12 protein-coding genes are annotated in these 11,876 nt (G+C 44.1%); 5 read left to right on the forward strand and 7 right to left on the reverse strand.

The window, feature by feature from the left end; all coding sequences use genetic code 11:
- Nucleotides 1-779: 779 nt before the first annotated feature.
- A complete protein-coding gene (locus M3191_RS00575; RefSeq protein ID WP_251697510.1) occupies nt 780-2,450 on the reverse strand; it encodes an acyl-CoA dehydrogenase family protein in 1,671 nt (556 codons plus the stop codon).
- A 240-nt stretch (nt 2,451-2,690) separates the two neighbouring features.
- Here M3191_RS00575 and M3191_RS00580 point away from each other — a divergent pair, with 240 nt between their 5' ends.
- Nucleotides 2,691-3,116, forward strand: coding sequence for a hypothetical protein (locus tag M3191_RS00580; protein WP_251697511.1), 426 nt, complete (start codon nt 2,691-2,693; stop codon nt 3,114-3,116).
- Between the two features lie 42 nt (nt 3,117-3,158).
- On the opposite strand, the gene M3191_RS00585 is transcribed toward M3191_RS00580, so the two are convergent.
- The 3 genes from M3191_RS00585 to M3191_RS00595 are packed head-to-tail and all read right to left on the reverse strand — an operon-like array spanning nt 3,159 to nt 6,179.
- A complete protein-coding gene (locus M3191_RS00585) occupies nt 3,159-4,064 on the reverse strand; it encodes a glycine betaine ABC transporter substrate-binding protein (protein ID WP_251698049.1) in 906 nt (301 codons plus the stop codon).
- Between the two features lie 2 nt (nt 4,065-4,066).
- Nucleotides 4,067-4,918 carry an ABC transporter permease gene (locus M3191_RS00590; protein WP_251697512.1) on the reverse strand — a complete coding sequence of 284 codons (852 nt, stop codon included), beginning with the start codon at nt 4,916-4,918 and terminating at the stop codon, nt 4,067-4,069.
- Nucleotides 4,911-6,179: a quaternary amine ABC transporter ATP-binding protein gene (locus M3191_RS00595; protein WP_251697513.1), complete on the reverse strand. Its 1,269-nt coding sequence runs from the start codon at nt 6,177-6,179 to the stop codon at nt 4,911-4,913. Before M3191_RS00595 ends, M3191_RS00590 begins: the two co-directional genes overlap by 8 nt.
- A 203-nt stretch (nt 6,180-6,382) precedes the next feature.
- On the opposite strand from M3191_RS00595, the gene M3191_RS00600 reads away from it, so the two are divergent.
- Entirely contained in the window at nt 6,383-6,928 is a 546-nt protein-coding gene (locus M3191_RS00600) for a GbsR/MarR family transcriptional regulator (protein WP_251697514.1), read from the forward strand.
- A 294-nt stretch (nt 6,929-7,222) separates the two neighbouring features.
- Nucleotides 7,223-7,408, forward strand: coding sequence for a hypothetical protein (locus tag M3191_RS00605; RefSeq protein ID WP_251697515.1), 186 nt, complete (start codon nt 7,223-7,225; stop codon nt 7,406-7,408).
- Nucleotides 7,409-7,535: 127 nt separating this feature from the next.
- On the opposite strand, the gene M3191_RS00610 is transcribed toward M3191_RS00605, so the two are convergent.
- Nucleotides 7,536-7,700: a hypothetical protein gene (locus M3191_RS00610; protein WP_251697516.1), complete on the reverse strand. Its 165-nt coding sequence runs from the start codon at nt 7,698-7,700 to the stop codon at nt 7,536-7,538.
- Between the two features lie 227 nt (nt 7,701-7,927).
- Here M3191_RS00610 and M3191_RS00615 point away from each other — a divergent pair, with 227 nt between their 5' ends.
- Nucleotides 7,928-9,223 carry a helix-turn-helix domain-containing protein gene (locus M3191_RS00615; protein WP_251697517.1) on the forward strand — a complete coding sequence of 432 codons (1,296 nt, stop codon included), beginning with the start codon at nt 7,928-7,930 and terminating at the stop codon, nt 9,221-9,223.
- Nucleotides 9,223-9,357 (forward strand): hypothetical protein, encoded by a 135-nt coding sequence (locus M3191_RS18475; RefSeq protein ID WP_285853098.1) that lies wholly within the window; start codon nt 9,223-9,225, stop codon nt 9,355-9,357. Before M3191_RS00615 ends, M3191_RS18475 begins: the two co-directional genes overlap by 1 nt.
- A gap of 45 nt (nt 9,358-9,402) precedes the next feature.
- On the opposite strand, the gene M3191_RS00620 is transcribed toward M3191_RS18475, so the two are convergent.
- A complete protein-coding gene (locus M3191_RS00620; protein WP_251697518.1) occupies nt 9,403-10,614 on the reverse strand; it encodes an acetyl-CoA C-acyltransferase in 1,212 nt (403 codons plus the stop codon).
- 231 nt (nt 10,615-10,845) lie between these two features.
- Nucleotides 10,846-11,616 (reverse strand): hypothetical protein, encoded by a 771-nt coding sequence (locus M3191_RS00625; protein ID WP_251697519.1) that lies wholly within the window; start codon nt 11,614-11,616, stop codon nt 10,846-10,848.
- Nucleotides 11,617-11,876: the final 260 nt, after the last annotated feature.

The raw sequence follows: 11,876 nt of genomic DNA on the forward strand, positions 1-11,876 counted from the left end.
TAACGTACAGGAAGCCAGTCACTCAAGCCTTTGATAAGGTGATGATTCAAGATATCCTGCCATTGCAAAACAAGTGATCAAAAGAGTGATCACAAAATAAAGTATAATTTGTATTTTACAAAGAAAACCACCATTTTCGGAGGGTGGTTTTTCTGTTCTATCTATAAAATCAAATTTGACATAAGTCTAATGCCGAGATTTACTAATGTCGTGTTTTCACACGAAATACGGTGGCTGGCTGTTTTTAGTAATCTTTTTTAAAATATTGAACTGAGTTATGAATTATCAAACTTCATTTTAAATCTACATCATAATTAATTGCATTGGAGCACAGTCACACCTACAATTTGGGATTCTGAAACGGCATTTCCGTCCCATGAAATAAAGGAAAGACCATCTCATAAAGATGGACTTTTAATTACGGTTCAAACCGTGTTCTCTGCTCCAAAATTTCTTCTTAAACTACGTTTCCTCTTGTATAGTCACTACATCTACATAATTTGCACTAAGAACAATGACTCCAATAAAACTTCGACCGCTTTAAACCTTATCGTTGACATGCATCAGATATTGAAACAGAAGTTCAACATTGCTTGTATTTATCTGAATATCAGGAATTAAATAAGACTATACGGTAGTATATACTCCACCATTATTTTTAATGAATCTTGAACTTTAATCTTGAAAAATGTGTTCACATAAAAGAATACAGTTTTATTTAAATCTAAAATATAGTATTTTCATTAATATCAATATAAGGCTTTTCTACGGTTTTCCATTCATATTATTAGTTCAAAATAAGCGACAGTTTTCATGTCATCTCCAACTTTCCGCAACGACCAGGTGTCTTCCATATAAATCTCAGCAAGCTTATCAAACTTCCCTCCATGTTTCTTCGCCCATTCAAGAGCTATGACGCTTTCGTATAGATGGGCCATACGCTCCATGAGGCCTTTCGATTCAAACGTTTGGAGGTCATTGTCGTAGCCTGCAAATGCTTGAAGGTCAGTGGATAGCTTATTTAGTTCCCCCGACAAAGCTTTTTTCATCTCACAGTCATTTACAACGACGAGGCGGTTGCGCATTTCTTCGATGAACAGTTTGTGCGCTTCGAATTTATTGACGAGACGGATGAGTTCCAGCCCCAGAATATTGGCGGTGCCTTCCCAGACGGTGAGCACTTGGGCGTCCCGCAATAGGCGCGGCGTGACGAAATCCTCGATAAAGCCGTTGCCGCCATGCATCTCAATCGCTTCATGTGCAAAGTGGATTGCCTGCTCGGCGGTTTCCTTCTTGATAAGCGCAATGAACAGCCGGTTCAGGATCGTTTCGCGTTCGGATGCTGTGCCTTCTGTGACACGTTCATATAGCTGAATGAAATCAAAGACGGTTGCCACTTCGACATGAAGCCTCGCTGCCATTTTTCCGAGTGTGTCCTGCACCATCGGATAGTCAGTGAGAGGCTTGCCGAATGCATTCCGGCGGGTTGCGTACGCTATTGATTCCAGCAAAGCGCGCCTCATGATGCCGATGGAGGCAACCGCGTTGCAAATGCGCGACAGGTTGAGGGCTTCCATCATATAGTAGAGCCCTTTCGACGGATCCCCGATCGTGTAGGCAAGTGCACCGTGGAACTCGACTTCTCCGGAAGGGACGGCGCGGACTCCTAATTTGTCTTTCAAACGGCGGATGCGCAGCCCGTTCAATTTACCGTCTTCCTGTCGCCATGGAACGGCGAATAACGTCAATCCCCGTGATCCTTCCTGCGCACCTTCAATTCTCGCAAGCACCATGGCAACGCCCGCCATGCCTGCATTCGATGCGAAGTATTTCTCTCCGTATAAGCGATATTGATCACCGTCCTTCACGGCTTTCACAACATTCGCCCCGACATCAGAGCCGCCTTGGCGCTCTGTCAGAAACGTTGCACCTTCGTATAGCGGTACTTCCCCTGTCGAGCACACTTTGCCGAGGAACAAGTTCTTCACTTGTTCATCCGCGTAATGGTCGAGCAAATAGGCGGTCGCCATCGACAGTGTAACTGGGCAATAAAACCCGGGCTCGGCATGCGACAATAAATAGCCTTGTGCGAAGCTGTACGTGTAGTTCCCCTTATGGCCAAGCTCCGGAATTTCCTTGTGGACATACCCGACAATTCCGGTGTCATACGTTTCCTGGACGGTTTTCTTGTAGCCTTCATTCACCCAAACGTCGGAAACTTCCTCGCCGAACTTGTCGTAACGGATAAGTCGAGGCTCCCCTTCACGATCGGTATGCTTTGCACGCTCGTCAATTGCATTTGCGCAAAGCTCGCCGAATACGGACAGCTCGCGTTTCGCGTACTCGAGGAAAGGACCTTGCAAATGCTGTTCGAGAATCAATTGGAGCGTGTCATCGCCTTCAAAAAAGTTTTCAATCTTGATTGATTCCGCTTCTTGCACGACTTTCATGTGACGGTCACCCCTTCATCCTTTCCTATGAATATACCATTGACGATACCGTTATAGTCATTTTACTGTTTTGAATTGTAAATCAACTGTAATTAATGGTTTTTCTACTGCATGAGTTCTTGAAATATGTACGTCTTAATAAACCTTACAATAATTTGAAGTATTTGTTACATTTTGACTATTATTATACTATTTCACATGTTATAATAAATTCAACATATGATTAAAGGAGGATGTCTAATGTATTGTAATTATTTTTTACATGACCATCAGACTGTTCACGCCTTATCTTGGGCGAAAACGACCGGTGGCATGTCGGAGGTCATCACGACACATGGTCCCTATCTTTCTGATCTAACGCCTATGGAACTACTCAAGCAACTTCCCGAGGCGAATCAGGTCATATTACAAACAGAACCGTCGGACCATATCGACTGTGTATGGATCCTTAGTCGTTCTTTTAAAACCATCGAGGTGGAAGAGTATCTCACAGATGTCGTTTTTGCTGATGGAACAAATCTTCTAGTTCCTGTCCGTAAAAAGTTTATTGACGAAAAAAGAAAGCGTTTACATAGCTTCGCGTATCATGAAGGCCAATTGAACTACATATTTCCTTGCATCAAAGAGTTCAACCAACAATATTACTCCATTGAATACAAAGAATAGAAAACAGGCAGCCCCCTATTACTAGCGGACTGCCTGTTCTATTTATTCCTTCAAATCTTCAATCGAATCGATGTCCATATATGCTGGAACGACGAGACCGATTTTCACACCTTCCATATTGGTGCCAAGCTCTTCGAATTTACCATCGAATTTCTTAGCGTATGTTTCATGCGTCACAGGCAGCCATGCTGCAAGTGATGCATCTGCGCTGCCGTCAGCAATAGCTGTCCAGAGCGGGCCGGCTTCGACTTGAGTCAATGTAACCTTATATCCCATTTCTTCGAGTACAAGTTTGATGACGTTATGGCTCGCAATTTCGCTGTCCCAAGCTACATACGCAAGCTTGATTGCATCGCCGTCCACTTTGTCCACGCCGTCTGTCCATTCTGCTACTTTGTCTGCATTGGCGTCAATCCAGTTCTGTGCTGCGACATCCTCCTTTTCGCCTTCCTGGATTGCAACCATCACTTCACCCATATCTTCTTCAGTCCATTGGAAGTTCGAAAGGATTTGGTGAGCTTCCGGAAGGTCTTCCGCAAGTCCTGTTCTTCCGATTGTACGAATTTGCTCTTCCCCGCCGTATGACCCTTTTGGATCCTCCAAATATTTCAAATCATATTTTGCGAATTTCCAGTGAGGCGTCCAACCAGTGATGATGATCGGCTTTTCGGCATCATACGCCTTTTTTAATGCCGCAGTCATTGCTGCACCTGATCCCGTAGTGACATCCCACTTCTTGAGGTCGTAATCTTTGATGGCTCTGTCTGTCGCTTCCATGATTCCTGCGCCCGGGTCGATTCCCGTGATTTTATAATCAACGGATTCGCCGATCGATGCCGAACCGCCTCCGCCTGAAGATGAATCTCCGGCTTTATCGTCATTTCCGCAAGCGGCCAAGCTCACTGCGAGTAGTGCTGCTGCACCTAGTCCGAACATTTTTTTAGTCAACTTCATTGAATGGTTCCCCCTTGTTTTTTCTTGCCTGCGTGCTGTGTAATCCGGTCGAGGATGATGGCGACGATGACAATTGAAAGACCTGTTTCAAAACCTACACCCGTCTTCAATTGGGTCACCGCCCTGTACACTTCCTCGCCTAGTCCCGGTGCGCCGACCATCGACGCGATGACAACCATGGAGAGGGAAAGCATGATGCTTTGGTTGACCCCTGCCATGATAGTCGGTTGGGCGAGCGGTATTTGCACTTTCAACAGCCGCTGCCACGTCGTCGAGCCGAACGCTTCGGTCGCTTCAATTAAATCTTTCGGCACTTGTTCAATTCCAAGCATTGTCAGCCGGATCGTCGGCGGCATTGAGAAGATGACTGATGCGACGACGCCAGGCACGACGCCGATATTGAAGAAAAAGATTGCTGGCAATAAATATACGAATGCCGGCATCGTCTGCATCAAGTCCAAAATCGGACTGATGATCTTCTTCGCCGTCGACTTCTGCGAAGCCCATATGCCTAGCGGAATGCCGATGACGAGCGCAATGACGACGGATGTGATGACAAGCGAGAGCATTTGCAACATCGAATACCAATAGCCGAGATAGTCAATGAACAACAGTCCGACCAATGTGAACAGTGCAATCCTTCGCGTGGAAACGAACCAGGCGAGCAAAGCGAACAGGATTGCTAGAACTATGGATGGCACCATGTCCATCCAATCGACCGCTCCTTCGACAATGCCTTTCAAAAAGGCGGAAATGCCATCAAAGACTGAGCCGAAATTACTTACTAGCCAATCGACACCGTTGTCGATCCAACTTGCAAAAGGCAAGCGAGGCAATAGATTATCCATGGTTGTTCACCTCCACTTCCATCAACTGCTCCGTGTCCACGGTTGTGTCCACCGTACGGTCACTGTTGATGAACTGTCCGTCCCCCGCCAATGCGCCAATCAGTGCGCCGCGGATAATAATGCCTTGCAGATGATGCTCTTCGTTCACGACTGCAACCGGAATCGTTGTCGTCGAAACTGTGTCGAATAGGTCGGTTAGTACGGTGTCCGGTGAAGTGGTTGGAATATCCGTGACCAGGACATCTGCCAATGTTTTTCCGGATGTCGTCGCTTCGCTTGCATCTTGCGCAGTGACAGCTCCAAGCAGTCGATTTCCTTTATCCACAACATAAATGGAGGAAATCCCTTGCCGTTTCATGAGGCGCAAGGCAACGCGGGCTCCCCGGTCGATTTGCACCATATCCGCTTTTTTCATAATATGGCCCGCCGTCAACACTTTCGAAAGATCGACATCTTCGACAAACCTCTCCACGTATTTATTCGAAGGGCTCATCAAGATTTCTTCCGGCGTACCGATTTGGACGATATCGCCATCTTTCATTAAAGCGATGCGGTCACCAATACGGAGCGCCTCGTCCAAATCATGAGTGATGAAAATGATCGTTTTCCCCATGTCATGGTGAAGCTGGAGGAGTTCATCCTGCATATCTTTCCGGATTAATGGATCAAGTGCACTGAATGCCTCATCCATCAACAGAACATCGGGATCATTGGCAAGCGCACGTGCCAAGCCGACCCTTTGCTGCATTCCGCCGCTCAGCTGGCTCGGATATTGCTCTTCGTACCCGGCAAGCCCTACAAGCCTTAATGACTCGATTGCCTTCGCATTGCGCTCCGCTTTCGCCACTCCTTGAATTTCAAGCCCGTATTCCGTGTTCTGAAGAATTGTCTTATGAGGGAAAAGGGCGAAGTTCTGGAACACCATCCCGATTTTCTTCCGTCTCACTTGACGAAGCTGCTCTTTATTCATGCTGACAATGTCTTCCCCGTCAATACGGACCGATCCCATCGTCGGGTCGATTAACCGGTTCAGCATCCGCACTAATGTGGATTTCCCGCTACCTGAAAGACCCATGATGACAAATATTTCGCCGTCATAGACTTCGAACGTCGCATTTTTCACGCCTACCGTCGCGCCTGTAGACTTGAGGATTTCACTTTTCGACTTCCCCTCATTCAACAGCTGCGCCGCGCGCCTGCTGTTTTTACCGAAGATTTTCGTCGTATTGACCACTTCGATTTTCTTTGTTTGTTCAGTCATGTGTACACTCCCTAAGTTTTGAAACTCATCGTCTACTAGTATATGCATAAAGATTTTTCTTTACAACCGTTATTTCCATTTAAATTGTTTGTACAGTAAAAACTGTACAAAGTTTTAAATTATCGTTACACTGGAAATGCAGGTATAATACGCTTAGGTTATTGATTGGGAAGTTAATTCCCAGACAGCGGAGGGAATGCACTATGGAAGGTAGAGAAACACTCGACAAAGCACGCGAGCGGATTATTGAGACAATCGCACAAAACATACATTTATATGGCCTGACGGCTTCAGCCGGCAGACAATATGGCACAATGTTCTTCCACGATGAGCCGATGACATTGGACGACATGACCGAAGAACTTGGCATGAGCAAAACTAGCATGAGCACATCCGTACGGGCGCTGGCCGAACTGAAATTAGTCGAACGCGCTTGGGTCCGCGGCGTACGCAAAGACTTATATCAAGTGAAAGACGATTGGTACCAAAGCTTTATCAATCTTTTTTCAATTAAATGGCGCAGATCCATTTCACTCCAATCCGTCGCCGTTAAGAAATCGCTGCGCGAACTGGAACAATTGAAAAACAATCCCGACATCAGCGAAGAACTAAAGGAAATCGTCGAAATGGATATCAACAAACTTCAATATGCCCGCGACTACTTCGATTGGCTGGACCGCCTCATCGACGCCTTCGAAGACCACGACATCTTCGACCTTGTCCCTTTGAAGGAAGGGAACGGAGAATAATAGAAGAGTAAGCAAAAAGGCGGCCCCTTTGTGTAAGGGACCACCTTTTTTTGATTAACAGACATATGAATTCCACTAAAGAAGCATAAATTGCTGAAAGTACGCATAAAACGCTGATTTCGCGCATAAATGTCATATTCGACGCATAAACCGCTACATATACGCATAAATCCCTGCAAAAGCTCATAAAACGCTACAAAGACGCATAAACGTAACAAACGCGTCTCCACTGCATTCATAAAACAGTTATAATACCCTTACATACACTTGTGCATCACAATAGGAGGCATCCGGATGCAAAAACCAATACCGATATTAATGCTCTTGCTCGTCATCGGCACCATGTCGCTCGTTTTTTCATTGACCCTTTCGCTTCCGAACACCGTTGAATGGATAATGCTCATTTTAGGTGTCCTACTCAATATCACAAGCGCAGTTGGTCTCATGATTATTGGCGTAAAGAGGACAAGAGGATCATAACAAGCTGTTTCGAAGTCGGACTCCACTTCGAAGCGGCTTTTTATATTCCAGGGAAAAATTATATCTAGTACGCAAAAAGGTGACCATAACATTCCTTTGAATGTCAGTCACCTTCCTCTGCAATCACTCACTTTGATGTAAGCGTATTGTTTAATTCATCGTAATCAACCGATTTCAATAAACCATTGGACTGCATCTTCTCCACAAATTGTAAGAGCTCCATCTTCATCTTCATGATCTCGATGTCCAGGAATTCCTTGTCGCAGTTTACCTCTTTGCTTGCTATCGTCATCCCCTTCACACTCCTTTTGTACTGTTTTATTTAGATGAACATCCATGGCGTGGGACTATTAACTATAATATATCACGCCGTGTCCTTCTAAAGAAGTATAACCGGTTGGGACATTTTTTTCAAAAACATCGTTTTTTTTCGCTTTTCTAAGAAAAATTTCTTACTTTGCATGTATAATGCTTTATACTGTAAATTAGGATAAGATAGATAAAGAGAGGGATCGGCAAATGAAGATAGGTCATTTGATACGTGCGGAACGTGTAAGGCAAGATATGAAGCAGATTGTCCTAGCCAAAGGGATTTGTACGCCATCTTATTTATCAAAAATCGAACGGAACCAGATTGAACCGAGCGAAGACATTACAGAAATGCTGATGGAGCGGCTTGGGATGGATCCGGGGAAATTGCAGGGAAATGACGAGGAAACGGAATTAGAGTTTGAGAAGATGTTGATGGAGAGTTATCGAAAAGTCATCACGTCGAGGGATATGGAGCTTGCTAAAAGGAAATTGGATTATCTTGAAAACAATAGTCCTTGGTTTGAAAATGATTCATTACATTATACCTACTTGTTAATCCTTTTGAGGTTCAGATTGATTGTTGGCAGAGACTTCAATGAAATGGACAAAGAGATTGAAGCATTGAGTCACTCAGTAGATGAGTTCGATGCTTATCAAATGTATTTATTTAAAATGAACAACGCATTGTACTATTACAATTCCGGTATTCTAAAGAAAGCCACCTCCTTTTTCGAGGATATAATGGATAACCTTGAAAAAATACCATTAAGTGATTGGGAAAAAGCTGAATTCCATTATACAATGTCAATTATTTATATAGCTGAGAGTCAAATTTTCATCGCTATTGAATATATAAGAAAAGCCTTGGATTTTTTCATGGAAAACCTTATGATGAAACGGGTTTTGGAATGCTACGTAATAATCGGGATTACAAGGAAAAGAATCGAACAATTCCAAGAAGCTCTTGATGCTTATTCAAAGGCTATGCAAATATGTGAGGATTTTAATTTGCACAGCGAAAAAGGGATTATTTATCATAATATAGGTTCGCTTAATAGTACTATGCGCAATAGTGAACAAGCTATCATTTACTTCAAAAAGAGTATTGAGAGTAAAGCAGAGAATGACGAAATGATGATTTCAATCCTTGGTTTGATAATTGAGTATTCCAAGTTAAGTCAACAGAGCGAGGTCATTCACTGGGCTAATAACGGCATTGACTTATATCAGAAATTAAATGACAAAAGCTTAATCTCCTATTTCCATCATTTCAAACTATACAAATCTCTTCATAGTGAACAAGGGTTATCTGTGGATATAGCAGAAAAGGCTATTGATCATTTTAAAGAAGTTCATGATTTCAGACATATTCATAAATATTGCATTGCGCTCGCAGAGTGGTACTATAATAATAGGAAATATAAGCTATCATCTAGTTATTATCGTGAAGCGACTAGATATGGCTATATTTATAGAAAAGTAGAGAATTGGGAGGATTTATGATGAAGAAAATTATCACTGCTCTTTTATTTGTCGTCGTCTTAGGCTTGGCTGTCCAAAGCAATACTGCATCCGCAAATGCCCCTGATCAATTGCCAAAAGTATTCAAAACATTCTCTTACACAATTCAAAAATGACGAAAAAAGGAATGCTCCGTTGAGGATGCATTCCTTTTCTAATGTTTAGCCTTCGTCAACATTCTCCACCACAACCGATATTCCCTGTCCAACTCCGATGCACATCGTCGCCAATCCCCTTCTTGCCTTTCTTCTTTTCATTTCGTGGATTAACGTCGTTAAAATTCGCGCCCCGCTTGCCCCGAGCGGATGGCCTAACGCGATGGCGCCCCCGTTGACATTGACATTTTCAATTTCCAGCTCAAGCTGCTTCACACATTCCAACGACTGTGATGCAAATGCTTCATTTATTTCAATGAGATCAAAATCGGATGGCCCCCAATTGTGTTTCTTCATTAATTTCTTCGTTGAATAAACCGGTCCCACCCCCATAATGGATGGGTCCAATCCTGCCGTTGCGGAACCGATGTATTTGACGAGAGGCGTAAGGCCGTGAGTCCGCGCAAACTCCCCGCTTACGAGCAATACGGCAGAAGCACCATCGTTCAATCCGGTCGAATTGCCTGCCGTCACTGTCCCGCCTTGGAAGATTGGAGCTAAAGCCGATAGTTTTTCTATTGTCGTGGCAGGTCTAGGATGTTCATCCCGGTCTATGACTTGCGTGCTCCCCTTCTTATCCCTAATGGAAACTGGAATGATTTCATCCATGAACTTGCCTTCCTCGATTGCTTTTTTCGCCTTTTGCTGGCTGTTAACTGCAAAACTATCTTGCTCTTCCCTCGTTACACCAAATCGTATGGCAACGTTTTCCGCAGTCTGCGGCATCGAATCCGTTCCAAATAAGCGCTCCATTTCTGGATTGATGAATCTCCAGCCGAGCGTTGTATCGTACATTTTCATTTCTCCACGTGGAAATTCCGATTCAGGTTTCTTCATTACAAAAGGGGCTCTCGTCATACTTTCGACGCCTCCGGCAATGACCGCCTCGCACTCCCCTGACAAAATGGAACGCGCTGCTAAACTGACCGCATCCAAACCCGATCCACATAGTCGGTTGACGGTTGTCCCGCTAATTTCTTTTGGAAATCCTGCAAGCAACAACGACATCCTTGCCACATTCCGGTTCTCCTCACCCGCCCCGTTCGCGTTTCCGAATATGACATCATCGATCAGTTCCAATGGAAATCCCGGATTCCTTTCGGCCAATCCCTTCAGAACGATAGACCCCATGTCATCCGGCCGGACATGCTTTAACTGCCCTTTATATCTACCAATGGGTGTCCGGACTGCATCGATGATAAACACTTCCCTCTCCATATCGCACACCTCAACTCAGAGTTTTTCTGGTACTTTTTTTGGTGCTCTTTTTTGGTGCCCTTTTTTGGTGCCTGTGCAGCAAACTATTCTGATTATGAACTACAATTGTATAAAAAATATGGAGAAGTCACCCATATCAATCTTCGGATGACCTCTCACTGTATAATTATTACTAAAGTTGAATTGTCATAATTGCACCTTGCACAGGCACCCAAACAATTCCCGAACAATTTAGAGCATTCCTGTTAGTCCTGGCAGGTATGAGACGACGGTGGAGTCGCTGAGGAGTTTGAATAGGAGTCCGAATAGGATGATGACGAGGACTGTGTATGCTGCGTATCCGTGGAGCGGATCGATTCCTTTTGGTTTTTTGGATAGGAGGACGCTGATCACATAACCCGGTGAAAGCATGAGTATATAGAGCAAACTGACAGCGAGTAGAAATAGGCCGTACCAGTAAGAGTTCATTATCAACAAAAATAAGGCTACGACACCAATGACGATTGCCGGCAAGGAGTGTGCGCCGTATAGCACTACTGTCTGCTTGAATGGGTAAGCAGGTCCGAAATTTTTTCCGATGACGAATAGACCGAACGATATAATTGCGATGCAAGCTGCCACAAACCCTGCTACATTCAGGAAAACTGACGAAAAGGAAGGACTGCCAACTGTTTCAAGCGCTACTTCTTTAAGTGTCGTGAAAACTGAGAGACCAACAATAATTGCATAAAGAAGCAATGAAATGAAGCTGTTCCTGAACTCATCATCCTGTTTTGTAAGACTGATCGAAGGGTGTTTTAAATGCTGAACAAAATAAGACCAGTACTCCTTTGTCAGGTTACTGACGTTTTCAAGGTGTACGTTTGATTCCGCATTTATAACAGTCGCCTCGACGACCGTCTGTCCATTTTGAAAGCCGTCCGCCTCCTCTGTCATCCTTATGCCACAACTCCCGCAAAACCGTCCATTCGCCTTCTCATTTCCGCAATTCGTACACGTCAATTTTTCTCCTCCTGTTTATTTGTCGGTACTTCATCCAAAAACGGCAGCCAATCCAAGGTATTGGCCTTCTATAGTAACTGTATTACGATAATCCAATCGTTACGACTGATTTTTAGTTTTTGTAGACAATAAAAAAGAGCACGTATAGTTACGTGCATGTAAAAATATAAAATTACTCTCTCATTTACCCCCTGGTATGTGGTGGTCCAACATCTGTTCCACCTAGTCCGTGCGTGCTGTAATCGCTAGCGTATGCATGA

Origin of the sequence: Sporosarcina luteola (assembly GCF_023715535.1) — a bacterium.
In the GTDB taxonomy this organism is placed as follows: domain Bacteria; phylum Bacillota; class Bacilli; order Bacillales_A; family Planococcaceae; genus Sporosarcina; species Sporosarcina luteola_B.

What these genes read in the sequence shown, in the direction of transcription:
- M3191_RS18475 (WP_285853098.1), top strand. Translation starts at nt 9,223, where the DNA reads ATGAAGAAAATTATCACTGCTCTTTTATTTGTCGTCGTCTTAGGCTTG.
- M3191_RS00620 (WP_251697518.1), bottom strand. Translation starts at nt 10,614, where the DNA reads ATGGAGAGGGAAGTGTTTATCATCGATGCAGTCCGGACACCCATTGGT.
- M3191_RS00590 (WP_251697512.1), bottom strand. Translation starts at nt 4,918, where the DNA reads ATGGATAATCTATTGCCTCGCTTGCCTTTTGCAAGTTGGATCGACAAC.
- M3191_RS00595 (WP_251697513.1), bottom strand. Translation starts at nt 6,179, where the DNA reads ATGACTGAACAAACAAAGAAAATCGAAGTGGTCAATACGACGAAAATC.
- M3191_RS00600 (WP_251697514.1), top strand. Translation starts at nt 6,383, where the DNA reads ATGGAAGGTAGAGAAACACTCGACAAAGCACGCGAGCGGATTATTGAG.
- M3191_RS00580 (WP_251697511.1), top strand. Translation starts at nt 2,691, where the DNA reads ATGTATTGTAATTATTTTTTACATGACCATCAGACTGTTCACGCCTTA.
- M3191_RS00610 (WP_251697516.1), bottom strand. Translation starts at nt 7,700, where the DNA reads ATGACGATAGCAAGCAAAGAGGTAAACTGCGACAAGGAATTCCTGGAC.
- M3191_RS00605 (WP_251697515.1), top strand. Translation starts at nt 7,223, where the DNA reads ATGCAAAAACCAATACCGATATTAATGCTCTTGCTCGTCATCGGCACC.
- M3191_RS00575 (WP_251697510.1), bottom strand. Translation starts at nt 2,450, where the DNA reads ATGAAAGTCGTGCAAGAAGCGGAATCAATCAAGATTGAAAACTTTTTT.
- M3191_RS00615 (WP_251697517.1), top strand. Translation starts at nt 7,928, where the DNA reads ATGAAGATAGGTCATTTGATACGTGCGGAACGTGTAAGGCAAGATATG.